Source organism: Streptomyces chilikensis (genome assembly GCF_001642695.1).
GTDB classification, from domain to species: domain Bacteria; phylum Actinomycetota; class Actinomycetes; order Streptomycetales; family Streptomycetaceae; genus Streptomyces; species Streptomyces chilikensis.
Genome location: NZ_LWCC02000005.1, coordinates 4460198 through 4482834 on the forward strand (window position 1 = coordinate 4460198; position 22637 = coordinate 4482834).

Sequence of the window (22637 nt, forward strand, 5' to 3'; positions counted from 1 at the left end):
CCGTTTCGGAGGCATAGGTCAGGTTTTCCCCGGGTACGCGGGTGCTCATCGGCGAGCCGAGGGAGAGACCCATGTCGACCGCACAGCCCGACGAGTCCCGCGCCTCCTTCGAGGGGGTCACCCCGGACGGGAAGCTGCACACCCGTCCCGACACCGAGGTGACCCCCGAGGACCTGATCCTGGCCACGGGACGCGACGTCACGCCCGACACCCTGAAGTGGGCCGAACGCAAGCTGGCCGCCGAAGGCCCCGCGGCGATGGAGAAACTGCTGCCCTAGTCCTGCCGGGGCGACCACTTCCCCCCGCGCCGGGGGCGGCTCCGACCGCCCCCGGCGTTTCGTGTGCCCCCGGTGCTCCGCGCGCCCGGTGCGGCGCCGGGGTGTTGCCTTGACGTCGGCGTCAGGCCGTAGCGTCGTCGGCATGCGAATCGGCGAGCTGGCCGCTGAGGCCGGGACCACCACCCGGGCCCTGCGGTACTACGAGTCGCGCGGGCTGCTGCCGGCGCGACGGGACGGCAACGGACACCGCACCTACGACGAGCGCGATCTCGCGCAGGTCCGGCAGATCCGGACGCTGCAGGACTTCGGCTTCGGGCTCGAGGAGACCCGGCCCTTCGTCGAGTGCCTGCGCGCGGGGCACGCGGAGGGGGACTCCTGCCCGGCGTCCCTGGTGGTGTACCGGCGCAAGCTCGAGGAGCTCGACTCGATGATCGAGCGGCTGGGGGCGGTCCGGGAGAAGGTCGCCCGGCAGCTGGCCAGGGCCGAGCGGGCGCGTGACGAGCTGGCCGCCGGCGCGCCGGCTCCGGGGGGCCCGGAGCCCGTCTGCGAACTGGGAGGCCGAGGGTGATCAGGGCGAAGGGCGTGGCCGAGGTGACCGACGCGGACTTCGGGACGGAGGTGCTCGGGGCGGAACTGCCGGTCCTGGTGGAATTCACCGCGGACTGGTGCCCGCCGTGCCGGCAGATGGCGCCGGTGCTCAGCGCGCTCGCGGCGGAGGGGGCCGCGCGGTGGAAGGTGGTGCAGCTCGACGTCGACACCAGCCCGGAGACGACCAACCGGTACGGCGTGCTGTCCATGCCGACCTTCATGCTGTTCCGCGGCGGCGAGCCACTGCGCTCCATGGTCGGCGCGCGGTCCAGGCGGCGGCTGCTGGAGGAACTGGACGAGGCGTTGTAGCGCGCGGCGGGCGGGCCGCCCGGCGCGTCTGCCACGGGGAGAAATGCGGGTGACGTCCGGGGAGGCGCGCCGGAGAATGGGCGCCGAGCGGGTCCGGCCGGATCCGTGGCGCGACCACCCGGGGGGAAGGCGGCACCATGAGCGCTGTTCCGAACGTGCTGCTGTCCGGGATCGTCGGCTCCACCGCCTACGGACTCGCCCACGCGGGCTCGGACGTGGACCGGCTCGGCGTCTTCGCCGTGCCCACCGTGGAACTGCACGGGCTGCGGGCGCCGAAGGAGTCGTACGTCACCACCGCACCGGACCGCACCCTGCACGAGGCGGCCAAGTGGTGCCGCCTCGCCCTCTCCGGCAACCCCACCGCCGTGGAACTGGTCTGGCTCCCGGACGAGCTGTACGAGGTCCGCACCCCGCTGGGGGAGGAACTCATCGCGCTGCGCGGCGCGTTCCTGAGCGCCAAGAGGGTGCGCGACGCCCATCTCGGATACGCCGCGCAGCAGTTCGGGAGGCTGTCGCGCCAGGACGACGGTCCCGCCTCCGCCGGGCGGCGCGGACGGACCGCCAAGCACGCCCGCCACCTCAAGCGGCTCTGCGCACAGGGACTGGAGCTGTACACCACCGGCCGGCTGAACCTGCGGGTCGACGACCCGCGGGAGTACCACGACTTCGGCGACCGGGTGGCGGACGACCCCTCGGTGGCGCTGTCGCTGCTGCGGGACTACGAGGCCGCCTTCGACGCGGCCCGCAGCGTCCTGCCGGAGGCGCCGGACGAGGGCCCGGTGGAGGCCTGGCTGCACCGGGTCCGCGCGCACTTCTGCCCGCCCGCGCCCTGAGGCGCGTCAGCGGTTCCGGTGCGTCGTCACCGCGTCGCCCCGCTGCCGGATACTTCCCTCCCGCTCGCGGGCGTCGGAGCGGCCCCCCGTGGCGGCCGGGTGCGCCTCGTGGGCCCGGCCGGTGAGGCGGGCGCGGGGAGACCGCCGGGTTCACCGTGAAGGCATCGCCCGGGTGGACCGCGAGCGGCGCCCACGAGGTGGAGCACGTGACCTTCGTCCGGCCGGACGAAGGTCACGGTCACGGGGCGGCAGCGGTGCTTCGCGCCCGACGGCGGGGGCACCCCGCCGTACGTCGCCGCCGAGGAGGACGGCCGGAGGTCAGGGCGCCTCCTCCCGGGCGGTGCGGGAGGCCAGGCGTTCGTAGCGCTGCCGGGCGGCCTGCTGCGTGCCCAGGCCGAGGCCGAACGCGATCTCCTGCCAGGTCATCCCGCGGCCGCGGGCCATCTGCAGGAGACCGGTCTCGAGCTCGTCCAGCTCGCCCCGGACCAGCGGAAGGAGGGTGAGGGCGGCGGTGATGTCGGCCTTGTCGACCTCGGGTTCGCCCTCCTCCGGGCGGGCGGCCCCGCTGAGCAGGAAGGCCACCAGGCGGACGGCCTCGTGCGGCGCCGGCAGTATCGGGTTGGTCTGCCGGCGGCGCTGTTCCTCGGTCGCCGCGTGCCGTTCGGCGATGCGGAAGAGGGCGGAGGGGGCCCGCCCGGCCCGCGCCCGTTCGGGGTCGGGGGGCAGGAACGGATCGGCTTCGGCGTCGGCGGAGTGTCCGGGTGCGGGTGTCTCAGGCATGGACCCAGGGTCACGCCAATAACCAATGTTGTCAACGGAACGTTGTGAACGGTTTGTTCACAACTCTGCGTCGAGACCGTCGACGAGCCGGTCGAGGAACCTGGTGAAGGTGGCGTCCGGATCGGCGGGCTCCCTGGAGGAGGCCAGGACCGCGGCGAGTTCCGGGTGGCGGCCGTCGGCGGCGACCTCGGCCAGATAGCGCGCCTCGGCGGCGAGGCGTTCGGATGTCCACGCGGCCGAGGCCTGGGCGACCTCGTGGGCGACGTGTCCGGCGACGAATGCGGTGACCTGCGCGAACACCTCCATCCTGGCCGCGCCGTCCAGCCCGGCCGACCGCAGCGCGGCGAGGACGTGCTCCATGAACGCGAGGGTGTTCGGGCCCGGTGTGCGGCGGGTGGCCAGGGCCGCCGGGAGCCAGGGGTGGCGCAGCATGTTGGCGCGCTGCGACCGGGCGACGGCCTTGAGGTCGGCCCGCCAGTCCCCGGTGACCTCCCGGCCGGCGGGCAGTTCGCCGGCCACCCGGTCGATCATCAGCTCCAGCAGCGTCTCCTTGTCGGGGGCGTAGCTGTACAGCGACATGACCCCGGCACCCACCCGCGCGGCGACCCTCCGCATGGTGACGGCCTCCAGGCCCTCCGCGTCGGCCAGTTCCACCGCCGCGGCGACGATCCCCTCCCGGCTGAAGGCCGGCCGCCGGCCCCGGCGCGGCCGGGCCTGGGACAGCCAGAGTTCCCGGGGGTCCACTCCCCCGGCCCGGGAGGCCTCGTCATCCGGCATCCGTCGCCACCTGTCCCTCCGGTCCCGCGGTGCGGCGCTCCACGGCCTCGCGGACGCCATCCAAGCATGGACTATTGTCGTACGTCGTACGAGAATAGTCCGGTCAGAGCTTCCATGAGTTGCCCAGCCGAGGAGTTGGCGATGCGGCCACACCCGAACGACGCACCCACGAGGACCGGTTGGACGCCGCCCGGCGGCAGGCCGCCGCTCTCCTCGCGCCTGCTGCGGGCGACCTGGCGCGGACTGCCCGGGCGGCGGTACCGGGCCGGACGGGAACGGTCCCTGCCCGTCGCGGCCGCCGACGGCAGCGTGCTGGTCACCGACCACTACTTCCCGCGCTCCCCGGGCGACTTCCCGACCCTGCTGGTGCGGTCGCCGTACGGCAGGGGCCTGCCCTGGTCACCGATGTACGGAGTGCTCTTCGCGGAGCAGGGTTTCCACGTCGTCCTGCAGAGCTGCCGGGGCACGGGCGGGTCGGGCGGGAGGTGGCACCTCTGGCGCAACGAGTCCGCCGACGCCCTGGCCACGGTCGAGTGGCTGCGGCGGCAGGTGTGGTTCGACGGCCGGCTGGGCACGGTCGGCCCCAGCTGTCTCGGCTACACCCAGTGGGCGCTGGCCGCCGATCCGCCCCCGGAACTCAAGGCGATGGCCGTCCAGGTCGGCCTGCACGATCCCCACCGGTTCTTCCACGCGGGGGGCGCGCTCCACCTGGAGAACGCCCTGATCTCCGGTGTCGGCATGACGCACCAGCATCGGGGCGTCCTCCGGTTCGCCGCCGCGGCGAACCGGCTGCGCCGCGATCTCGGCCGCATCGCCGCCGCCTGGCCGATGAGACCCGCCTGGCGGCGGGCCCTGGGCGAGGAGGCCCGCTGGCTGGACGACGCCCTCAGCCACCCGGACGCCGACGACCCGTACTGGGACGGCGCCTCGCCCGAAGGCGCCGCGGACGGATCGCGGGTGCCCACCGCCCTGGTCACCGGCTTCCACGACGCCTTGGCCGGCCAGAGCTTCGAGCAGTACGCCCGGCTGCGCGCGGCCGGCTGCGAGGTCTCGCTGCTCGCCGGCCCCTGGACCCACGGCACGGCCCTCCAGCAGGGCTGGGCCGAGGGGTTCGCCGAGATGCTCGCCTGGCTGCGCGCCCATCTGTGCGACGACCCGTCGGCCCTCCGCCCCACCCGGGTACGCGTCCACGTCGGCGGCGCGAACGTCTGGCGGGACCTGGACGACTGGCCGCCCGCCGCGGACCCGTCCCCCTGGTTCGCGGCGCCCGCGGGCCGGCTCGGGCGCGGGAGGCCCGAGGCCCCGGGGCTCCTGGCCTCGTTCCGTTACGACCCCGCCGACCCGACCCCGTCGGTCGGCGGCCCCCTGCTCTCCCCCGGCGCGGGCCCCCGGGACAACCGCGCGCTGGAGGCGCGGGAGGACGTGATCACCTTCACCGGGGAGCCCTTGACCGCACCGCTGGAGGTCGTCGGTCCGGTCTCCGCGCTCGTCAGGGTGTCCGCCGACAGCGGGCGGTGCCACGTCTTCGTCCGGCTCTGCGACGTCGACGGGCGGGGCCGATCCGTCAACGTCTGCGACGGGCTGGGGGTGCTGGACGCGGAGCGCGAGGCGGTCGTGGAGCTCGCCGTCCCGATGGGTGCGGCGGCGCACCGTTTCGCGGCCGGGCACCGGATCCGCTGGCAGGTCAGCGGCGGCGCCCATCCCCGGTTCGCCCGTCACCCGGGCACCGCCGACCCGGTGGCCGAGGCGGCGGCGGGCACTCCGGTCAGGATCACGCTCCGTCCCGGCTCGGCGCTGCTGCTGCCGGAGACCGGCGAGGTCCGGCCCTCCGGCTGAGGCCCGGGCCCGGGCCCGGGCCCGGGAAGTTCAGCCTTCCACCGGTTCCACCGGAAGGAACTCCGGCCGGTCGAGCACCCGCAGCCAACTGCCGTCGGGCCGGCGGCGGACGACCTGGGCGCGGGCGCCGGCGCCGTCCTTCGGCGGGGTGGCGGTGAGCGCGATGCCGTCGGCGACCAGGGTGGGCAGCGGTTCCTCCGGCTCGAAGCGGGGGCGGGCGGCCAGCACCTTCTCCCACAGGGCACGGATGGCCTCCCGGCCGACGGTGGTGGAGCCGGGCGGGTAGGCCATCACCGCGTCCTCCTCGTAGAGCGCGGCCACACCGGCGGCGTCGCCGGCGTTGGACCGCTCGACGAAGAGGCGGGTGACGTCCTCCGGCCGCATGGCCTTCTCGTAGTCCTCGTAGGCGGGCACGGCTTTCCTTCCGGTCGAAGCGGATGCGTTCCGTCGGTTCGCCTCCAGCCTCCGCCCGGACGGATGCAGAAGTCCAACAGATGATTCTGCTGGTCACTAGAATCAGCAGTCATGGAACTGCGCCAGCTGGAGTACTTCGTCGCGGTCGCCGAGGAGCGGAACTTCACACGCGCCGCCGAGCGGGTCCACATCAGCCAGTCCGGGGTGAGCGCCCAGATCCGCCGGCTCGAGCGGGAGCTCGGGGCGGAGCTCTTCGACCGGTCGGCGCGGACCGCCACCCTCACCGTCGCCGGCAAGGCGGCGCTGGAGCACGCCCGGGCGGCGCTGGCCGCGGCCGAGGCGGTGCGGCGGAGCGTGGAGGAGGTGACGGGGCTGCTGCGGGGGCGCATCGCGGTCGGCATGGTCGTGGGGTGCACGGTGCTGCCGTTGTTCGAGGCCCTCGCCGCCTTCTACGAGGCGCACCCGGGCGTGGAGATCTCCCTGCTGGAGGACGACTCCGACCGGCTGGTGGAGGCGGTGCGCGGCGGCGCCCTCGACCTGGCGCTGGCCGGGGCGGCGTCCCTGCCGGAGGGGGTGGGCTCGGTGGCCGTGGTGAGCGAGCCGCTGGTGGCCGCGGTGGCCGCCGGGCATCCGCTGGCGCGCCGGAAGCGGGCCGGTCTGCGGGAGGTCTGCGCCCATCCCCTCGTGTGCATGCCGCCGGGGACCGGCCTGCGCACGGTCTTCGACCGGGCGTGCGCCGCGCAGGGACTGCGGCCCCGCATCGCCCTGGAGGCGAGCGCCGCGGACGCCGTGGCCGACCTGGCGGCCCGGGGCCTCGGGGTGGCGGTCCTCAGCGAGTCCATGGCCGCCCGTCACGGCGACCGGCTCACCGCGGTCGCCCTGCGGGACGTCCCGGACCCGGCGCTGCTCGCGCTGGTGTGGCGCGACGGCGCTCCCGCCGTGCCGGCGCTGTTGGGGCGGATGCGGCAGGCGTTCGGCCTGGCCGACTGAGCGGAGGGCGGCGCGGGCGGGCACCCGGGCGCCGCCGCCGGGACCCGGCCCGGGGCGGCCGGACGCGGTGGACGGCGCCGGCACCGGAGTTCCTCCTGCCGGTGCGTGACGCGCACGGCGCACCGGGCTCAGGGTGGCTGGGCGCCCCGCCGCGGACGGGGGGACGCCCCGTCCGCGGCGGGGCGCCGCCGGTCCTCCCCGGGTGCCGTTCCGGGAGCACGCGGCCTCATGCGGTCGGTGCGCCGGGAGGTGCGCCGGGGCCGCCCGCCCCGCCCACCGTGTCGTGGCGCCACGCGCCGTCGGGGTCCAGGGCCGCCGCCCGGTCGAAGTCCCGCCGGGCCTCGGCCGTGCGGTGTGCCGCGGTCCGGGCACGGCCTCGCCCGACGAGAGCCCAGAGGTCGTCCGGGTCGATGTCCAGCGCCGCCGTGAAGTCGGCCTCCGCCGCCTCGTGGCGGGCGGCCGCCAGATGGGCGTTGCCGCGTTCCACGAGCGCCCAGCGGTAGTCGGGGACGAACGCGAGCGCGGCGGTGAGGTCGGCGACCGCCTCGGCCGGCCGGCCCGCCAGGCGGTGCGCCTTGCCCCGCTCGGCCAGAGCCCAGGCGTAGTCGGGCCGGAGCCTCAGCGCCGCGGTCAGGTCCGCCACCGCCTGCGGGTAGCGCCCGGCCTGCCGGTGCGCCTGCCCCCGCGAACCGAGCGCCCACGCGTAGTCCGGAGCGATGGCCAGCGCGGCGGTGAAGTCGGCGACCGCCTCGTCGAGCCGTCCGGCCTGCCGGTGCACCTGGCCGCGGGAACCGAGCGCCCGGACCTGCCGGGGGTCGAGGGCGAGCGCGGCGGTGAGGTCGGCGACCGCCTCGTCGAACCTCCGGGCCCGGCGGTGCGCCTCGCCGCGCTGCGCCAGCGCCCGCGCGTCGCGGGGGTCGAGGCGGACGGCGGCCGTCAGGTCGTCCACGGCCTCGTCCTGGCGTCCTGCCCGGAGGCGGGCGCGTCCGCGGTGGAACCGGGCCCCGGCGTTCTCCGGATCGAGGGCGACGGCCCGGTCGAACGCGGCGGCCGCCTCCTCCTCCCGGCCGGCCGGTTCCAGGTGCCGGCCGCGCGCGACGTGTGCCTGCGCCTGCGCCTGCGGGGTGAGCACGGAGTGGGCGAGCAGCGCGCCCAGCGCGGCGACGACCGGGTCCTCTCCCGTCGCCGTGGCGTCGCGCAGCCGGCCGGTCCAGGCGCCCAGGGTCTCGTCGTTGGTGTCCAGCGCCGCCTGGGTGAAGGCGTCGCCCCACTGCCGCAGCGTTTCCGGACCGCCCTCGGCGCAGTGCACGGCCTCTTCCAAGGCGTTCGCCAGGGCACCGCCGGGGTGCGCGCAGAGCCGGTGGTACATCTCGTCCAGCCGGTGACAGAGCCAGCGGGCGTCCTGCCGGTGCCGGCCGTCGGGCAGGTTCCGCTCGATGTCGGCTCCCCAGGCGGCGTGCGCGTCGGCCAGCCGCAGATGGACCGCCGTCCAGCCCTGCGGGGAGCGGGTGCGCTCACGCCGCACCATCCCGGCGCGCACCACGGCGTGGTACCGCTTGAAGTCGCCGTTCCCGCTCACGAACGGCTGCCCGCAGAGCCACTCCCACAGCCCTCGTGCCTCGTCGGGCACCACCGTGGCGAAGACGTCCGCGTTGAGCCGGGGCGCCAGCGCGCAGGTCAGGACCACCTCCCGGTACAGCGGATCGGCGATCCACCGCACGAACCGTTCGACGGCGGCCTCCACGAGGTCCCCGTTCGCGTCGACGGCGGCCGCGCTCTCCGGCCGGGCGAGGGCGAGGATGTCCGCCAGGAGGGGCAGCCCCATGGACAGCCGCACCACCGCCTCGACGGTCTCCGGCTCGTCGACGCCCCTCCTGGCCAGCAGTTCGCGGGTCTCCGGTTCGGTGAACGCCTCCAGCGGCACGTCCCGCCCCTGGGCCATGAGACCGCTCCAGTCCCGGTGCAGGTCGTCACGGCCCGCCAGGACGACCATGACGTTGACCGGCAGGGGCCCGAACCCGTCGCGCAGCAGCGTCCGCAGCCACGCGTCGAGATGGCGGCCGGTCTGCTCCCAGGTGTCCAGGAACAGCACCACCCAGGGGTGTTCCGCGCACAGTTCGTCCAGCACGTCGACGAACGCCCGGCTCACCGTGTCGCGTTCCACGTCGCGGCCCCGCGCCCTCCGGCCGCGCACCCGGTCCCATGCCTGGTCCATGCCCTCGGCCACCGCGTCCGGGTCGACCATGGCGGCGATGGCGCCGCCGCCGGGCAGGAGGGCGGTGGTGCCGCCGACCACGGCACGGGATATCGCCCGGCTCGTCACCGAGGGGCCCTCGTCGGCCGCCCCGTCGAAGTCGGCCGGCCGCGCGGCCGCCTCCTGCTCCCTGCGGCACTCCTCGACCGCCCTGTCGAAGGCCTTCAAGGGCCGTGTCCGCTCCGCCAGTTGCCGGGCCATGGCGACCATCGCGGACAGGACGCCGTGCACGTCGTTCTCGTCCACCGCGGCGGTGACCGCTCCCGCCTGCCGGGCGGCCTCCCTCCACTGGCGCAGCAGCGTCGACTTGCCGACGCCGCCCACACCCCGCACGTGGAAGAGGTAGGCCGCCGGATCCGCCGGCGACAGCGGGTCCTTCGCCAGGTTCCGGGCGAACAGCGCCACCTGCTCGCGTCGGCCCACGAACCGGTCCAGTGAGTTCCTCGCGATCAACTCACCCCGTGACGGACGACGTCGCGGTCTCGGCATGCGCCTTCCTCCCTCGTTCGGCCGCTGGGTACGACGCCCGCCGGCCGTCCCCGGTTGCCCGGAGGCCCGCCCCCGTGGCGTCACGCCCTCGATTCTCCGTGCCGGTGCGCCGTGAAGGGTCCTACTCTGTCCCGGTGGGGACTCGGATGATCATTCTCAACGGTGGTTCCAGTTCGGGGAAGTCCGGCATCGTCCGGTGCCTGCAGGACGTGCTGCCGGACCCGTGGCTGACGTTCGGCTGCGACTCGTTCGTCGACGCGCTGCCCGCGAGGATGCGGGCGTCGGACGACGGGATCGTGCTCGGGGCGGACGGCGAGGTGACGGTCGGCCCGGAGTTCAGGGCGCTGGAGGCGGCCTGGACCGAGGGAGTGGTGGCGATGGCCCGGGCCGGCGCCAGGATCGTCGTCGACGACGTCTTTCTCGGCGGGGCGGACTCCCAGCAGCGGTGGCGGAAGGCCGCGGACGGCCTGGACGTGCTGTGGGTGGGCGTCCGGTGCGGGAGCGAGGTCGCGGCGGGGCGTGAGATCGCGCGCGGGGACCGGGTCCGGGGGATGGCCGCCTCGCAGGCGGAGTCGGTGCACCGGGGGGTCCGCTACGACCTGGAGGTGGACACCACCCGCGCCGAGTCCCTGGCGTGCGCGCGGACCATCGCCGCCCGCGTCCGCTGACCGCCGTCGGGCGCCGGTCGCGCCGTCGGTCCGTTCGCGGACCGGGCCGGCGTGCCCGCCGTGCCGCGCGTGCTCCTCGGTCGTGGGGACGAGTGCCCGGCGCAGCGGGACCGTGCCGCGCCGGGTGTCGTGGCCCTCGGCGTCGGGGTGCGGGACCCCGGCGACGGACCTCTCCGCGAAGGCGGCCTCCTGCCGCCGGGCGGCCAGGAGTCCGCGACGACGTCGGGGGCGGGGCCGTGGCCGGGGGTGTGCAGGATGCCGGACGGTGCTCGCCGGGGTGCCCCGGACGGCCCACCCGGGCGTGACCGATGACCGCCGTGATCGTTCCACCCGGCATGCGATCACTTACACACATGCGCCGTTCCGGTATCGCCCTGCTCTGCGGGCTGGCCCTGGTCACGGGTCTGTCGTCCGCCGCTTCCGCCGCCCCCGCCGCCGCGAAGGGGCAGTTCCACTGGATCGGCGCGAAGGGCACGCCCTACTTCGTGGAGAACCCGCCCAGCGGCCAGTGTCTCGCCATGGCCGAGAAGGGCCGCGCCGCGAACAACCGCACGTCCGCCAGGGCGACCGTCTACGCGGGCAGGAAGTGCACCGGCGCGGCCAAGCGCATGGCGCCCGGGCAGCGGGCGCCGAAGGGCTTCACCTTCGCCAGCGTGCGCTTCGGAGGCTGACTCTCCGCCGGTTTCCCTACTCCCCCGTACGGGCGGGCCGGGACGGGCCGCGGTGTGCCGCCCAGAGCGCTCCCGCGCGGGTGGCGGCCGCCTCGATCAGCTCGACGAGCTCCGGGCGGTCGTCCGGAACGGGAAACGAGACGTACGTGCCGCGGCCTCCTTCCGTCGGGCGGCCGTAGGCCTTCGCGGCGAGCGTGCCGTCCGGGAGGAGGCGGATGTTCAGCGTGGAGAGGGTGAACTCCTGGCCGCGCCGGGTGTCCGTCCAGCGGAGCGGCTCCGGGACGGTGACGTTGATCGCCAGGGCGCTGACGTCGAGGGAGTCGAGGGGCCGGCCGTCGCTCATGCGGTCGTCCTGTCCTTTCCGGTGAGGTCGCGGAAGGTTACCGCGAAGGCGGTGCGGGTGGCGGCGTCCCGGGTGCGGTCGAGGACGCCGAAGACGACGTGCCCGAACCGTCCGTCGAACCGCCCGCCGGGCGCCAGCAGGACACGGAACGCTCCGGCCACCTGGGCCGGGTCGTTCCTGAAGACGCCGCAGCCCCAGGCGCCGAGGACCAGCCGCCGGTAGCCGTGTGCGGCCGCCGTCTCCAGCACCCGTTCGGCCCGGGAGGCGAGGACGGCGGGGATCCCGGCGATCCGGTCGGGGGCGGTGCGGGCGATCACTCCGGCGTTGGGCGCGGCGGCCGTGAGGAAGCCGGCCGGATACGGCTCGTCGAGCAGGCGGCCACGGTCGTCACGGAAGACGGGGACCGCCGGGGAGTGGATGACGCGGTCCGAGTAGAACGGGCTGCGGTCGGTGCGGTGGTGCCGGTAGTACTCGGGCGCCCGCAGCAGGCACGTGTACAGGGCCGAACCACGGCACAGCGCCTCCTCCTGCGCCTGCGCGCCGTTGAGGTAGCCGCCGCCGGGATTGCGGGCCGAAGCGAAGTTCAGGACGGCCACCGGGTCGCCGCCGCCGCGGGCGAGCCGGTGCGCGGCCTCCAGGCTGCTCTCGGGGGTGACCTCGACGAGGGTCGTCACCGCCGCCGCGGCCGGTACGGGCACCGGGTCCGGCCCGGCCGTCCGGGTTCCCTCCCGGGCGGCGCGCACCGCTTCCGCGATGTCGACCGTGCGGCCGTCGCCCGCGCGGTACCGGCCGGCGGCCACGATCTCCTCGTTCTCGCGGGCGATTCCCCGCAGTCGGGCACTCATCGGGTGTGCCGTCCCTCCCTCCGGGCGGAACGGTTCCCGCCCCGGGACCGCACGGTAGCCGCGGAGCGTCCCGGTCCCCCACCGGTTTTCCCCGGCCGGGCGGCGGCCCGGGCGGACGCCTGCCGGGCCCGGGAGGGGGCGGGCCGTCGGGCCGGGCCGGGCACGAACGCCGGAGGGCCCGGTGCCGCGTCCCCTGCGTGACGGCGGTACCGGGCCCCGGTGCGCCCGGCGGGCGGCCGGTGGGTCAGATGAGGCCCTGCGCGAGCATCGCGTCGGCGACCAGCTCGAAACCGGCGATGTTGGCGCCGACCACGTAGTTGCCGGGGCTGCCGTAGCGCTCGGCGGTGGTGTGGCAGGAGTCGTGGATGTGGCGCATGATCTCCGCCAGCCGCTCCTCGGTGTGGGCGAAGGTCCAGGAGTCGCGCGAGGCGTTCTGCTGCATCTCCAGGGCGCTGGTGGCCACGCCGCCGGCGTTGGCCGCCTTGCCCGGGCCGAAGGCGACGCCGGCCTCCTGGAAGACGCGGACCGCCTCGGGCGTGGTGGGCATGTTGGCACCCTCGGCGACCGCCTTCACGCCGTTGCGCACCAGGGCGACGGCGTCGGCCTCGTGCAGCTCGTTCTGGGTCGCGCAGGGGAGGGCGACGTCCACCGGCACGCTCCACAGACCGGCGCCCGGGACGTAGACGGCGCTGTCGCCACGCGCCTCGGCGTACTCGGAGACACGGCCGCGGCGGACCTCCTTGATCTCCTTGAGGAGGTCGAGGTCGATGCCCTTCTCGTCGACGACGTAGCCGCCGGAGTCGGAACAGGTGACCACGGTCGCGCCGAGCTGGTGGGCCTTCTCGATCGCGTAGATCGCGACGTTGCCGGAGCCGGAGACCGCGACGCGCTGCCCGTCGAGGGAGCCGCCGCGGCTGCGGAGCATCTCCTGGGTGAACAGGACGCAGCCGTAGCCGGTCGCCTCGGTCCGCGCCTGGGCGCCGCCCCAGCCGAGGCCCTTGCCGGTGAGGACACCGGACTCGTAGCGGTTGGTGATGCGCTTGTACTGGCCGAACAGGTAGCCGATCTCGCGGCCGCCGACGCCGATGTCACCGGCGGGGACGTCGGTGTACTCGCCGAGGTGGCGGTGGAGCTCGGTCATGAAGGACTGGCAGAACCGCATGATCTCGGCGTCGGAGCGGCCCTTCGGGTCGAAGTCCGAGCCGCCCTTGCCGCCGCCGATGGGCATGCCGGTGAGGGCATTCTTGAAGATCTGCTCGAAGCCGAGGAACTTCACGATGCCGAGGTTCACCGACGGGTGGAAGCGCAGACCGCCCTTGTAGGGGCCGAGCACGCTGCTGAACTCGACGCGGAAGCCGCGGTTCACGTGGATCTCACCGGCGTCGTCCGACCACGGCACACGGAAGATGAGCTGTCGCTCGGGCTCGGCCATCCGCTCGATGATGCGGGCCTCGATCAGCTCGGGCCGCCGCTCGAGCACCGGGCCGAGGGTGTCCAGAACCTCGCGCACAGCCTGGTGGAACTCGTTCTCGCCCTGGTTGCGACGGAGAATCTCCGCGTACAGCGACTCGATGACGCGCATATGCAGCCCGTGACCTTCCGTGGTCGGAATGATGCCGTGCGCCCCGTCCCGGGGGCGCCAGAGGTTCCCCTCGCCCTTGAGGACGCCGCACGGGCACCGCCTGAGACCTAGGAGTACCCCACGCACGCGACGCGCAGAACCGTTCTTGCGCCTCCATTGTCCCAGCAGGCACGGAGAACCCGCCGACGGCATCCACATGGCGGACGCCACCGACCGCTCAGCGGTCACGCTAGGTGACGCGCGTCACACCCTCCGTCGCCACGATGTCCGCCGCGGGCCACCGAGGGCTGCTCCGGGGACCACCACGGCCCGTCCGGGCGGGGGTGCGGGTTCACGCCGCGGCGCCGTGCGCCGCCAGGGCCCAGCAGAGCGCCGCCAGCGCGGCCGTGCAGAGGAGCGTGCGCCAGTGGTTGGCGCGGACCCAGGGACGCTCGAAGTCCCGTCGCGCGGCGGCGGGTCCGGTGGGCGCGTCCGGCGAGCCGGCCTCCTCCAGCGCGTCGTTGAGCGGGATGTTGACGCGGGCGGTGAGCACCACCGCGGCCAGGTACAGGGCCGTGGACGCGGCGACCGGCCCGACGGCGGCGCGCGACGGCTCGTGAAGGGCGAACAGGACGAGGGCCAGCGCGTCGAACAGGAGCGCTCCGACGTATCCGAGCAGGAACCACCCGTTCAGGATGGCCGCGTTGATCCGCCGCATCGCGTCCACCAGCGTCCGGTCGCCGGTCCGCGCCAGCCCCGGCATCACGGCGATGGAGAAGCCGTAGAACAGGCCGGCGACCAGCCCGGTGGTGACGGTCGCGGCGACGAGTACGAGCAGCCTGACGGTGTCCATGTCCGTTTCCCCCTGGTCCGGTCCTGGTCGAATACGGTACGGCGGCCGCGCGGGAGGCCCGCGCCTACGGCCGAAGCCGTGCCAGGGCCCCGGTTTCCAGGGCCGCCCAGACGGCGCCGTCCGGGCCCACGCCGATCCCGTGCGGTTCGCAGGAGGGCGTGGGGAGTTCGTACTCGGAGATCTCGCCGTCCGCGGTGATCCGGCCGATGCGGTTGCCTCCCCACTCGGTGAACCAGCACTCCCCCGCCGAGGCGGCGGCCACGGCGTGCGGGCGGCAGGCGGGGTCGGGCAGCGGGAACTCCTCGATCGCGCCGTCGGGGGTGATCCGGCCGATCCGTCCCGCCCCGATCTCGGTGAACCACAGCGCCGTCCCGTCACTCGCGATGCCGACCGGCGCCGCGCCGGGCGTGGGCAGCGGGTGGACGGTGACGTTCCCGTCGACGGTGATCCGCCCCACGGCGTCGGCCTGGTTGAGGGTGAACCACAGCGCCCCGTCGGGACCGGCCGCGATCGCTCCGGGGAAACCGCCCCGGACGGGGAGGGGGAACTCGGTGGTCCCGCCGTCCGCGGTGATCCGGCCGATGCGGTCCGCGTTCATCAGCGTGCACCACAGCGCGCCGTCGGGGCCGGCGGCGATGCCGTAGGGCGCGCCGGCCGGGGTGGGCACGGAGAAGGAGGTCGCCGTGCCGTCGACCGTGATGCGGCCGATCCGGTGGTCCCGGTTCCGGGTGAACCACAGGGCCCCGTCCGGTCCCGTCGTGATGACCATGGGCGCGCAGCCGGCGGCCAGCGGGTACTCCGTGACCTCGCCGCCGGCACCGAGCCGGCCGATGCCGCCGCTGTGCACCAAGGTGAACCAGACGGCGCCGTCGGGGCCGTGGGTCAGGCCGTACGGTCCCGCGCCCCGTTCCGAGACGGTGATCTCCTCGATCCCGGCGCTTCCCGGTTCGGCCGTGCCGGAAGGTCGCACTGCGGCTCCTGACTCGAAGGGTTCGGCGTATCGGTAGGGCACCCTGCCCTCCCCGCGGGCCCGTCCGCAACCGCTTTCCGCCGCCCCGCCGGTCCTCCGGTCCTCCGGTGACCGCGGCCGGGCGGGGCGGCGCCGGCTCGCTCCGGGCCCGGGCCGCTGCCCCGCGGGGTCACCGCCGCCGGGCCGGGGCCCGCGTCCCGCGGAGCTCGGGGCCTGTGGGCGTCACGCCTTCTCGGCGAGGGTGTGGGCGACGAGGGCGTTGGCGTGGCCGTGTCCCAGGCCGTGCTCGCCCTTGAGCCAGGCGACCAGCTCCATGTGCCTGGTCAGCGGCGAGGCGCGGATCAGGTCCTTCCACTCCGCGATCGGCCGGCCGTACTTCTTCTCGATGGAGGGGAAGTAGCTGGCGGGGCCCTTCACCGGTGCGGTCATCAGGCGTCTCCTGTCGTCGAGTTCGGGTTGTCCGGACCGTTCGCCGACCACGACCGCCGATGCGGGGAGAACTCATCGGTCGTCGGCCCGGCGGATGTGCGCCGCCGGAACCGGGCCGGCGGCCGCGAGGGCCGCGCGGCCGGACACCTGCACCGGGCGGACCCTTGTGCACCTCGCCCCGTTCACGCCCCGCCCGGGCACTGCGGCCACCGGTACCGGGCGGCGACGCCGCCGAGGGGGAATGCCGGTTCCGTCCGGTGGTGACGCATCCCACGGCGGGCCGGTGAGCCTGGTCACAGGCCTGTCGGCCGCCCCGTGCGGTCGCATCGGTAGGATCACGCCCCCATAAGATCGGCTACGGCCTAGGCTGGCCCCACCCCCCAGGACGGCGCCCCGCGCAGGTGCGCGGGACGTCAGGCCGAGCCGGTGAACCGACTCGGCCACCACCACATGCCCGGCTTCCGGCCCCCGGCCGTCCACGAAAGCAGACCCGTGTTCCAGGAAACGCCCATCTACAACCGCCTCGTCGCCGAGCGCGGCGACATCCCCGTCCAGGTGCGGGGAGAGGCCGAACGCATACACCGCAGCCTGACGCCGCTGCTCGGCCCTCCGCCGTCGAGCGGCCCCGCCCCCGCCTGGCACCCGCAGGGCGGCGTCCCGACGCAGAACGGCATCCCCACCCAGGGCGGCGGGCGGCCCCACGGCGCGCCCTCCTTCCCCGAACTGCCCTCCTGACCCGCTCCTTCGACGGCCGCCGGGGGGACGGGCGGGGCACTCTCACCGCCCCGCTCGGCGGCGCCGGCGACCGGTGGCGCCGACGGCACCCCGAAGGAGCCGCCCGTGCGCCCGGACCATGATCCGCGATGTCCGGACGGCGCCGTCCGGGGCGCTCTACCGTGACGGCATGGACCTCACGATCAACACCGTCTCCCTCCCCCACGACGACCCGGAGGCCTCCCTGGCCTTCTACCGCGACCTCCTCGGATTCGAGGTCCGCGGCGACGTCGGAGAGGGAAGGACGCGCTGGATCACCGTCGGTCCGGCCGGCCGGCCGGACACCTCCATCCTGCTCGCCCCGCCCGGTGCAGACCCGGGAGTCACCGACGCCGAGCGGCGCACCATCGCCGAGATGATGGCGAAGGGCACCTTCGGCTGGATCCTCCTGGCCACGCCACGGCTGGACGCCATGTTCGAGAAGGTGCGCGCCGGCGGCGCGGAGGTGGTGCAGGAGCCGACGGACCAGCCGTACGGCATCCGGGACTGCGCCTTCCGCGATCCCGCGGGGAACCTGATCCGCGTGCGGGAGGCCGGCTGACGGCCGCGGCCGGGTCCGTCAGTTTTCGAGAAGCGTCACCGGCCCCCGCGGGCCTAGCGTGTGGAGCACAGGCAGGACGCCGGCCCGGTTCGCCGGGCGGTTCCGGCGAGGCAGCGCGAGAGGGAGGGTCCACGATGGGGGACACGCGGACGGCAGGCACGCTCGACGAGGCGCGGGAGGGGTTCACCGCGCAGGAGCGCGCCGCGATGAAGGAGCGCGCCAAGGAGGTGCGCAGGAGCTCGCGGCGCGGCGGCCCCAAGGCCGACCCGGAGGCCGAGGTCCTGGAGAAGATCGCGGAGATGGCCGAGGGCGACCGCCTCCTCGCCGCACGGGTCCACGAGATCGTCAGGGCCGCGGCGCCCGGGCTCACGCCCCGGCTCTGGTACGGGATGCCGGCGTACTCCAAGGACGGCAAGGTCCTCTGCTTCTTCAAGTGCGCGGGGAAGTTCGGCACGCGCTACTCCGAGTTCGGCTTCAGCGACGTCGCCGCGCTGGACGAGGGCGCCTTCTGGCCGAGCGCGTACGCCCTGACGGAGATCACCGACGACGTCGCGGAGCGGCTCACCGCGCTCGTGCGGAGGGCCGCGGGCTGACGTCACCCGCCGCGGAGGGCCGGGCCGTACCGGGGAGGTCCCGGGGCCCGGCCCTCCGGCCGTCCCCCACCGCGCGGCCGCCGCATCACCGCGGTGACCGGGCGGGGTCCTCCCGCTGCGCGCCGCTTGTTGCTGTTATTGGATCGAGAGCCGCAAACGCCCCGTCTCGCCCCCCTGGCTCCCGAGGTGCGCCCTTGTGTCCTCCCGTGTCAGGGTCTTGGGTGGGACCCAGCGGTGTCGACTCTCGCGGGAGGGAGAACCCCGGTATGCCCGAGGCGATAGGCACGGCGGCGGCGCGGCCCGGAGAGGTGCTGTCCGAGGCCGGCGCGGAGGCGCTGGTCCACGGCACCTGTTTCAGGACCGGGCCGCCCCGTCTGCTCGGTGTGGAGCTGGAGTGGCTGGTCCACGACCTGGACGATCCCCGCACCACCGTCACCCCCGAGCGTCTGGAGGCGGCGCACGCCTCGCTGCCCGGTCTGCCGGTGGACGCCCTGCTCACCGCGGAACCCGGCGGCCAGGTGGAGCTGAGCTCCCGGCCCGCCGCCTCGCTGACCGCGTGCGTGGAGACGATGCGCGCCGACCTGGCGGTGGTGCGCTCGGCGCTGCGCCCGCACGGCCTGACCCTGGCCGGCATGGGCCTGGACCCCTGGCAGGCGCCGCGGCGGTTCCTGCGCGAGCCCCGGTACGACGCCATGGAACGCAGCCTGGACCGGGCGGGCCCGGCCGGGCGGATCATGATGTGCACCTCGTCCTCCGTGCAGGTCAATCTGGACGCCGGCCACGAGGAGCCGGGCCCCATGGGCCACGTGCGGCGCTGGCAGCTCTCGCACCTGCTGGGCGCGGTGCTGCTGGCGGCCTTCGCCCACTCCCCCGCCGCGGAGGGCCGCCCCACCGGCTGGCGTTCCACCCGGCAGCTGCGGTGGGCGGAGATCGGCGCGGAGCGGGCGGGCGCTCCCCCGCTGGAGGCGGAGCCCCGGGCGGCCTGGACACGGCGGGCGCTGGACGCCCCGCTGATGTGCCGGCGGCGGACCGTCGGCCCGTGGGAGGTGCCGGAGGGGACGACCTTCCGCGACTGGCTGCGCCGGGGCGCGGCCGGCGGGTCCGGGCCCCGGCTGGAGGACCTGGAGTACCACTTGACCACCCTGTTCCCGCCGGTGCGGCCCCGGGGGTTCCTGGAGTTGCGGATGCTCGACTCGCAGCCCGGTGAGGACGGCTGGATCGTGCCGCTGGCGGTCACGGCGGCGCTCTTCGACGACCTGGCGGCGACCGAGACCGCCTACCGCGCGGTCAAGCCGCTCGCCGAGCGGTGCCGGCCGCTGCCCGCCCCGCACAACCCGCTGTGGACCGGCGCCGCCCGGCACGCTCTGGCCGATCCCGAGCTGCGGGAGGCCGCCGCCGTCTGCTTCGCGGCCGCGCTGGACGCCCTGCCCCGGCTGGGCGCCGGCACGGCGGTGGTGGACGCGGTCGGGGAGTTCGCGGACCGGTACGTCTCCCGGGGCCGGTGCCCGGCCGACGACCTCCTGGACGCCCTGCGGCAGGGGAAGGAGCCTCCGTCATGACGGATCCGTCCGGCCGGGGAGCCGCGGGCTCCCCGGAGACGTTCAGGGAGCGGGCCCTGGCCGCGCTGTCCGCGGCCCGGGAGCGCACCGCGTCGCTGACCTCCTGCGTGGACGACCACGAACTCACCGCCCAGCACTCGCCGTTGATGTCGCCGCTGGTCTGGGACCTGGCCCACGTCGGCAACCAGGAGGAACAGTGGCTGCTGCGGGCGGTGGGCGGGCAGGAGGCCCTGCGGCCGGAGATCGACGGCCTGTACGACGCCTTCGAGCACCCCCGCGCGGAACGCCCCTCGCTGCCGCTGCTGCCGCCCGGAGAGGCCCGGCGCTACGCGGCCGAGGTCCGCGGCCGCGTCCTCGGCCTGCTGGAGGAGACCTCCTTCGACGGCTCCCGGTTCACCGCGACCGGCTTCGTCTTCGGCATGGTCGCGCAGCACGAGCAGCAGCACGACGAGACGATGCTGATCACCCACCAGCTCCGCCGCGGTCCCGCCGTGCTCACCGCGCCCGATCCGGCGCCCCCTCCCGTCCACGGCGGGCCGGCCGAGGTCCTGGTCCCCGGCGGCCCGTTCGTGATGGGCACCTCCGACGAGCCGTGGGCGCTGGACAACGAGCGTCCGGCGCACCTGGTGGAGGTCGCGCCGTTCTTCCTGGACACCGCTCCGGTCACCAACGCCGCCTTCCTGGCGTTCATGGAGGACGGCGGTTACCACGAGCCCCGCTGGTGGCGTCCGGAGGGGTTCGCCCACCTGCGGGAGCGGGGCGTGGAGGCGCCCTCGTACTGGCGGCGCGAGGGCGGGCAGTGGCTGCGGCGGCGCTTCGGGCGGACCGAGCCCGTTCCGCCCGACGAGCCCGTGCTGCACGTGAACTGGTACGAGGCGGACGCGTACGCCCGGTGGGCGGGGCGGCGGCTGCCGACCGAGGCCGAGTGGGAGAAGGCGGCCCGCCACGATCCGGCGACCGGCCGGTCCCGGCGTTATCCGTGGGGCGACGAGGACCCCGCCGAGGAGCGCGCCAACCTGGGGCAGCGGCACCTGCGGCCGGCGCCCGCGGGCAGCTTCCCGGCGGGGCGTTCGCCGCTGGGCGTGGGCCAGCTGATCGGTGACGTGTGGGAGTGGACGTCGAGCGACTTCCTGCCCTACCCGGGGTTCGTCGCCTTCCCCTACCGGGAGTACTCCGAGGTGTTCTTCGGCCACGGGTACAAGGTGCTGCGCGGCGGCTCCTTCGCCGTGGACCCGGTGGCCTGCCGGGGGACCTTCCGCAACTGGGACCTGCCGGTGCGCCGGCAGATCTTCTCCGGCTTCCGCACGGCGCGTTCGGCGCTGCCGGAGCGGGCCGGCCGGGTGGGGCGGGCGGACGGCGCGCCGGGCGGGGGCGCGGGCTGATGTGCCGCCACCTCGCCTGTCTGGGGCCGGAGTCGCCCCTGCGGGAGCTGCTGGTCGCTCCCCCGTACAGCCTCTTCCGTCAGTCCTGGGCGCCCCGCGCGCAGCGGCACGGGACGGTGAACGCCGACGGCTTCGGGGTGGGCTGGTACGCGCCGGGCGACCCGGTGCCGGCCCGCTACCGCAGGGCCGGGCCCGTGTGGGCGGATCCCTCCTTCGCCGACCTGACGCGGGTGGTGCGCTCGGGCGCCGTGCTGGCGGCCGTGCGCGACGCCACCGGGGCGGGCGCCGACGGGGAGGCCGCCGCCGCGCCCTTCGCGTCCGGGCGGTGGCTGTTCAGCCACAACGGAGCGGTCACCGGCTGGCCCGCCTCGATGGCCCCGTCGGCGGCGGCGCTGCCGCCCGCGCGGCTGCTGGAGCTGGAGGCGCGCACGGACTCGGCGTTCGTCTGGGCGCTGGTGCTGCACCGGCTGCGGGCCGGGGAGGAGGCCGGGCAGGCTCTGGCCGGGGCGGTGCGGGAGGTGTCCGGGGCCGCGCCCGGCTCGCGCCTCAACCTGCTGCTCACCGACGGCGAGGTGATCACGGCCACGGCGTGGGGCGACACCCTGTGGTACCTGGCGGAGCCGGGCCGGCGCACGGTGGTGGCGTCCGAACCGTACGACGACGGTCCGCACTGGCGGGAGGTGCCGGACCGGACGCTGCTCGCGGCGACCCGCGCCGATGTGCTGCTGACCCCCTTGGAGGACCCCGCGGACGAGGACCCCGCGGACGGCCGGGGGGACGACGACCGCGGGCCGCCCGTGGCCGTCGCCGAGGGGGACGTCCTGAGTCAGCGCCGATGAAGGAGCAACGCCCGTGAGTCCGTTCCGCATCACCCGCACCCTGCCCGAGGACGCCGCCCGGGCGGCGCTGGCCGCCGACGTCCTGGCCGGGCTGGGGAGCCGGCCGCGGTCGCTGCCGCCGCGGTGGTTCTACGACGCGCGGGGCAGCGAGCTCTTCGAGAGGATCACCGGGCTGCCCGAGTACTACCCGACGCGCGCGGAGCGGGAGATCCTCACCGACCGCTCCGGCGAGATCGCCCGGGTCAGCGGCGCCCGGACGCTGGTCGAATTCGGTTCGGGCTCCTCGGAGAAGACCCGGCATCTGCTGGAGGCGATGCCGGAACTCGCCCTGTACGTACCGGTGGACGTGAGCGAGAGCGCGCTGCGGGGGGCGGGCCGGGAGCTGTCGGAGCGGCGGCCGGGGCTGGACGTGCACGCCGTGGTGGCGGACTTCACCGGGCGGCTGGAGCTGCCCCGGGGGCCGGGGCCCCGGCTGGTGGCCTTCCTCGGCGGGACCATCGGCAACCTGGAGCCCGGGGAGCGGGCGCGGTTCCTGTCGTCGGTGCGGGAGCTGCTGTCGCCCGGTGACGCGCTGCTGCTGGGCACCGACCTGGTGAAGGACGAACGGGTGCTGGTCCGGGCGTACGACGACGCGCAGGGCGTCACGGCGGAGTTCAACCGCAACGTGCTGCGGGTGGTGAACCGTGAGCTGTCCGCCGACTTCCGGCCGGAGCTGTTCGACCACGTCGCGGTGTGGGACGCCGGGCCGGAGTGGGTCGAGATGCGGCTGCGGTCGCGCGGGGCGCAGACGGTGAAGATCCCCGGGGTGGACCTGGTCGTCGACCTCGCCGACGGGGAGGAGCTGCGGACGGAGATCTCGGCGAAGTTCCGTGCCGAGGGCGTCCGGTCGGAGCTGGCCGCGGTGGGGATGGAGGTCACCCGCTGGTGGACGGACCGTGGGGGGAGGTTCGCCCTGTCGCTGGGCGTGGTGCGCTGACGGGGACGTGCCGGGCCCTCGCTCCGGGACCCGGCACGGTGCGGGACGCGGGACGCGGCACGGTGCGGGACGCGGCACGGTGCGG

At 75.3% G+C, this 22637-nt stretch carries 25 protein-coding genes and 1 pseudogene; 15 read left to right on the forward strand and 11 right to left on the reverse strand.

Translation table 11 applies throughout. The features are described from left to right. The first annotated feature begins 71 nt into the window (after positions 1 to 71). The 4 genes from A2U95_RS20055 to A2U95_RS20070 all read left to right on the forward strand — a co-directional run bounded on the left by A2U95_RS20055 (position 72) and on the right by A2U95_RS20070 (position 2008). The gene (locus tag A2U95_RS20055; protein WP_166024469.1) at positions 72 to 278 is read left to right on the forward strand and encodes a hypothetical protein; all 207 of its coding nucleotides are present in this window, start codon (positions 72 to 74) and stop codon (positions 276 to 278) included. Positions 279 to 420: 142 nt separating this feature from the next. Beyond that, positions 421 to 846 carry a MerR family transcriptional regulator gene (locus A2U95_RS20060; protein WP_166024471.1) on the forward strand — a complete coding sequence of 142 codons (426 nt, stop codon included), beginning with the start codon at positions 421 to 423 and terminating at the stop codon, positions 844 to 846. Beyond that, on the forward strand, positions 843 to 1175 hold the full coding sequence (locus A2U95_RS20065; RefSeq protein ID WP_277350922.1) for a thioredoxin family protein: 333 nt from the start codon (positions 843 to 845) through the stop codon (positions 1173 to 1175). Before A2U95_RS20060 ends, A2U95_RS20065 begins: the two co-directional genes overlap by 4 nt. Before the next feature lie 137 nt (positions 1176 to 1312). Continuing rightward, positions 1313 to 2008, forward strand: a complete 696-nt coding sequence (locus A2U95_RS20070) for a DNA polymerase beta superfamily protein (protein WP_166024473.1) — start codon at positions 1313 to 1315, stop codon at positions 2006 to 2008. 318 nt (positions 2009 to 2326) lie between these two features. Here the strand turns inward: A2U95_RS20070 and A2U95_RS20075 are convergent, their stop codons facing one another. Both A2U95_RS20075 and A2U95_RS20080 read right to left on the reverse strand, forming a co-directional pair. After that, positions 2327 to 2788 (reverse strand): DNA-binding protein, encoded by a 462-nt coding sequence (locus A2U95_RS20075; RefSeq protein ID WP_166024475.1) that lies wholly within the window; start codon positions 2786 to 2788, stop codon positions 2327 to 2329. 57 nt (positions 2789 to 2845) lie between these two features. Then, positions 2846 to 3565: a TetR/AcrR family transcriptional regulator gene (locus A2U95_RS20080; protein WP_166024477.1), complete on the reverse strand. Its 720-nt coding sequence runs from the start codon at positions 3563 to 3565 to the stop codon at positions 2846 to 2848. 141 nt (positions 3566 to 3706) lie between these two features. Here A2U95_RS20080 and A2U95_RS20085 point away from each other — a divergent pair, with 141 nt between their 5' ends. Further along, complete coding sequence (locus A2U95_RS20085; RefSeq protein ID WP_166024479.1) at positions 3707 to 5401, forward strand: CocE/NonD family hydrolase; 1695 nt, start codon at positions 3707 to 3709, stop codon at positions 5399 to 5401. Positions 5402 to 5431: 30 nt separating this feature from the next. On the opposite strand, the gene A2U95_RS20090 is transcribed toward A2U95_RS20085, so the two are convergent. Beyond that, the gene (locus tag A2U95_RS20090; RefSeq protein WP_166025415.1) at positions 5432 to 5785 is read right to left on the reverse strand and encodes a YybH family protein; all 354 of its coding nucleotides are present in this window, start codon (positions 5783 to 5785) and stop codon (positions 5432 to 5434) included. Between the two features lie 141 nt (positions 5786 to 5926). On the opposite strand from A2U95_RS20090, the gene A2U95_RS20095 reads away from it, so the two are divergent. Then, positions 5927 to 6805: a LysR family transcriptional regulator gene (locus A2U95_RS20095; protein WP_166024481.1), complete on the forward strand. Its 879-nt coding sequence runs from the start codon at positions 5927 to 5929 to the stop codon at positions 6803 to 6805. Between the two features lie 226 nt (positions 6806 to 7031). Here the strand turns inward: A2U95_RS20095 and A2U95_RS20100 are convergent, their stop codons facing one another. Then, positions 7032 to 9548: a tetratricopeptide repeat protein gene (locus tag A2U95_RS20100; RefSeq protein WP_166024483.1), complete on the reverse strand. Its 2517-nt coding sequence runs from the start codon at positions 9546 to 9548 to the stop codon at positions 7032 to 7034. A 146-nt stretch (positions 9549 to 9694) separates the two neighbouring features. Between A2U95_RS20100 and cpt the strand changes: the two genes are divergently transcribed. Further along, positions 9695 to 10216, forward strand: coding sequence for a chloramphenicol phosphotransferase CPT (gene cpt / locus A2U95_RS20105; RefSeq protein WP_166024485.1), 522 nt, complete (start codon positions 9695 to 9697; stop codon positions 10214 to 10216). 33 nt (positions 10217 to 10249) lie between these two features. Here the strand turns inward: cpt and A2U95_RS33800 are convergent. Further along, positions 10250 to 10561: pseudogene (locus A2U95_RS33800) on the reverse strand (mycothiol transferase); the annotation flags it as partial. A gap of 8 nt (positions 10562 to 10569) precedes the next feature. Between A2U95_RS33800 and A2U95_RS20115 the strand changes: the two are divergent. Then, positions 10570 to 10887, forward strand: coding sequence for a hypothetical protein (locus A2U95_RS20115; protein WP_240957380.1), 318 nt, complete (start codon positions 10570 to 10572; stop codon positions 10885 to 10887). Between the two features lie 16 nt (positions 10888 to 10903). Here A2U95_RS20115 and A2U95_RS20120 read toward each other — a convergent pair whose 3' ends face one another. The 6 genes from A2U95_RS20120 to A2U95_RS20145 all read right to left on the reverse strand — a co-directional run bounded on the left by A2U95_RS20120 (position 10904) and on the right by A2U95_RS20145 (position 15888). After that, positions 10904 to 11230, reverse strand: a complete 327-nt coding sequence (locus A2U95_RS20120) for a hypothetical protein (protein WP_166024489.1) — start codon at positions 11228 to 11230, stop codon at positions 10904 to 10906. Then, the gene (locus A2U95_RS20125) at positions 11227 to 12075 is read right to left on the reverse strand and encodes a TIGR02452 family protein (RefSeq protein WP_166024491.1); all 849 of its coding nucleotides are present in this window, start codon (positions 12073 to 12075) and stop codon (positions 11227 to 11229) included. Before A2U95_RS20125 ends, A2U95_RS20120 begins: the two co-directional genes overlap by 4 nt. 244 nt (positions 12076 to 12319) lie before the next feature. After that, positions 12320 to 13657 (reverse strand): NADP-specific glutamate dehydrogenase, encoded by a 1338-nt coding sequence (gene gdhA / locus A2U95_RS20130; RefSeq protein ID WP_166024493.1) that lies wholly within the window; start codon positions 13655 to 13657, stop codon positions 12320 to 12322. Between the two features lie 331 nt (positions 13658 to 13988). Continuing rightward, positions 13989 to 14489 carry an anthrone oxygenase family protein gene (locus A2U95_RS20135; protein WP_166024495.1) on the reverse strand — a complete coding sequence of 167 codons (501 nt, stop codon included), beginning with the start codon at positions 14487 to 14489 and terminating at the stop codon, positions 13989 to 13991. A 64-nt stretch (positions 14490 to 14553) separates the two neighbouring features. Next, complete coding sequence (locus tag A2U95_RS20140) at positions 14554 to 15459, reverse strand: Vgb family protein (RefSeq protein WP_240957381.1); 906 nt, start codon at positions 15457 to 15459, stop codon at positions 14554 to 14556. Positions 15460 to 15681: 222 nt separating this feature from the next. Further along, positions 15682 to 15888, reverse strand: a complete 207-nt coding sequence (locus A2U95_RS20145) for a DUF4287 domain-containing protein (RefSeq protein ID WP_166024497.1) — start codon at positions 15886 to 15888, stop codon at positions 15682 to 15684. A gap of 492 nt (positions 15889 to 16380) precedes the next feature. Between A2U95_RS20145 and A2U95_RS20150 the strand changes: the two genes are divergently transcribed. The 7 genes from A2U95_RS20150 (at position 16381) to egtD (ending at position 22552) form a co-directional block, all read left to right on the forward strand. Next, positions 16381 to 16623 (forward strand): hypothetical protein, encoded by a 243-nt coding sequence (locus A2U95_RS20150; RefSeq protein ID WP_166020161.1) that lies wholly within the window; start codon positions 16381 to 16383, stop codon positions 16621 to 16623. A 169-nt stretch (positions 16624 to 16792) separates the two neighbouring features. Then, positions 16793 to 17203 (forward strand): VOC family protein, encoded by a 411-nt coding sequence (locus A2U95_RS20155; protein ID WP_166024499.1) that lies wholly within the window; start codon positions 16793 to 16795, stop codon positions 17201 to 17203. A 134-nt stretch (positions 17204 to 17337) separates the two neighbouring features. After that, positions 17338 to 17796 carry an iron chaperone gene (locus tag A2U95_RS20160; protein WP_166024501.1) on the forward strand — a complete coding sequence of 153 codons (459 nt, stop codon included), beginning with the start codon at positions 17338 to 17340 and terminating at the stop codon, positions 17794 to 17796. Positions 17797 to 18062: 266 nt separating this feature from the next. Beyond that, positions 18063 to 19355: an ergothioneine biosynthesis glutamate--cysteine ligase EgtA gene (gene egtA / locus A2U95_RS20165; protein WP_166024503.1), complete on the forward strand. Its 1293-nt coding sequence runs from the start codon at positions 18063 to 18065 to the stop codon at positions 19353 to 19355. Further along, positions 19352 to 20737: an ergothioneine biosynthesis protein EgtB gene (gene egtB / locus A2U95_RS20170; protein WP_166024505.1), complete on the forward strand. Its 1386-nt coding sequence runs from the start codon at positions 19352 to 19354 to the stop codon at positions 20735 to 20737. Before egtA ends, egtB begins: the two co-directional genes overlap by 4 nt. Then, the gene (egtC, locus tag A2U95_RS20175) at positions 20737 to 21576 is read left to right on the forward strand and encodes an ergothioneine biosynthesis protein EgtC (protein ID WP_166024507.1); all 840 of its coding nucleotides are present in this window, start codon (positions 20737 to 20739) and stop codon (positions 21574 to 21576) included. Before egtB ends, egtC begins: the two co-directional genes overlap by 1 nt. 13 nt (positions 21577 to 21589) lie before the next feature. Beyond that, positions 21590 to 22552, forward strand: a complete 963-nt coding sequence (gene egtD, locus A2U95_RS20180; protein WP_166024509.1) for an L-histidine N(alpha)-methyltransferase — start codon at positions 21590 to 21592, stop codon at positions 22550 to 22552. The last annotated feature ends 85 nt before the right edge of the window (positions 22553 to 22637 follow it).

Excerpts from the sequence above, each read along its gene's own strand:
- egtC (WP_166024507.1), top strand. The coding sequence starts at position 20,737 with ATGTGCCGCCACCTCGCCTGTCTGGGGCCGGAGTCGCCCCTGCGGGAG.
- A2U95_RS20095 (WP_166024481.1), top strand. The coding sequence starts at position 5,927 with ATGGAACTGCGCCAGCTGGAGTACTTCGTCGCGGTCGCCGAGGAGCGG.
- gdhA (WP_166024493.1), bottom strand. The coding sequence starts at position 13,657 with ATGCGCGTCATCGAGTCGCTGTACGCGGAGATTCTCCGTCGCAACCAG.
- A2U95_RS20135 (WP_166024495.1), bottom strand. The coding sequence starts at position 14,489 with ATGGACACCGTCAGGCTGCTCGTACTCGTCGCCGCGACCGTCACCACC.
- A2U95_RS20070 (WP_166024473.1), top strand. The coding sequence starts at position 1,313 with ATGAGCGCTGTTCCGAACGTGCTGCTGTCCGGGATCGTCGGCTCCACC.
- A2U95_RS20080 (WP_166024477.1), bottom strand. The coding sequence starts at position 3,565 with ATGCCGGATGACGAGGCCTCCCGGGCCGGGGGAGTGGACCCCCGGGAA.
- A2U95_RS20160 (WP_166024501.1), top strand. The coding sequence starts at position 17,338 with ATGGGGGACACGCGGACGGCAGGCACGCTCGACGAGGCGCGGGAGGGG.
- A2U95_RS20145 (WP_166024497.1), bottom strand. The coding sequence starts at position 15,888 with ATGACCGCACCGGTGAAGGGCCCCGCCAGCTACTTCCCCTCCATCGAG.
- A2U95_RS20090 (WP_166025415.1), bottom strand. The coding sequence starts at position 5,785 with ATGCGGCCGGAGGACGTCACCCGCCTCTTCGTCGAGCGGTCCAACGCC.
- A2U95_RS20085 (WP_166024479.1), top strand. The coding sequence starts at position 3,707 with ATGCGGCCACACCCGAACGACGCACCCACGAGGACCGGTTGGACGCCG.
- A2U95_RS20125 (WP_166024491.1), bottom strand. The coding sequence starts at position 12,075 with ATGAGTGCCCGACTGCGGGGAATCGCCCGCGAGAACGAGGAGATCGTG.
- A2U95_RS20120 (WP_166024489.1), bottom strand. The coding sequence starts at position 11,230 with ATGAGCGACGGCCGGCCCCTCGACTCCCTCGACGTCAGCGCCCTGGCG.
- A2U95_RS20100 (WP_166024483.1), bottom strand. The coding sequence starts at position 9,548 with ATGCCGAGACCGCGACGTCGTCCGTCACGGGGTGAGTTGATCGCGAGG.
- A2U95_RS20115 (WP_240957380.1), top strand. The coding sequence starts at position 10,570 with ATGCGCCGTTCCGGTATCGCCCTGCTCTGCGGGCTGGCCCTGGTCACG.
- A2U95_RS20060 (WP_166024471.1), top strand. The coding sequence starts at position 421 with ATGCGAATCGGCGAGCTGGCCGCTGAGGCCGGGACCACCACCCGGGCC.
- egtA (WP_166024503.1), top strand. The coding sequence starts at position 18,063 with ATGCCCGAGGCGATAGGCACGGCGGCGGCGCGGCCCGGAGAGGTGCTG.
- A2U95_RS20055 (WP_166024469.1), top strand. The coding sequence starts at position 72 with ATGTCGACCGCACAGCCCGACGAGTCCCGCGCCTCCTTCGAGGGGGTC.
- cpt (WP_166024485.1), top strand. The coding sequence starts at position 9,695 with ATGATCATTCTCAACGGTGGTTCCAGTTCGGGGAAGTCCGGCATCGTC.
- A2U95_RS20075 (WP_166024475.1), bottom strand. The coding sequence starts at position 2,788 with ATGCCTGAGACACCCGCACCCGGACACTCCGCCGACGCCGAAGCCGAT.
- A2U95_RS20155 (WP_166024499.1), top strand. The coding sequence starts at position 16,793 with ATGGACCTCACGATCAACACCGTCTCCCTCCCCCACGACGACCCGGAG.
- egtB (WP_166024505.1), top strand. The coding sequence starts at position 19,352 with ATGACGGATCCGTCCGGCCGGGGAGCCGCGGGCTCCCCGGAGACGTTC.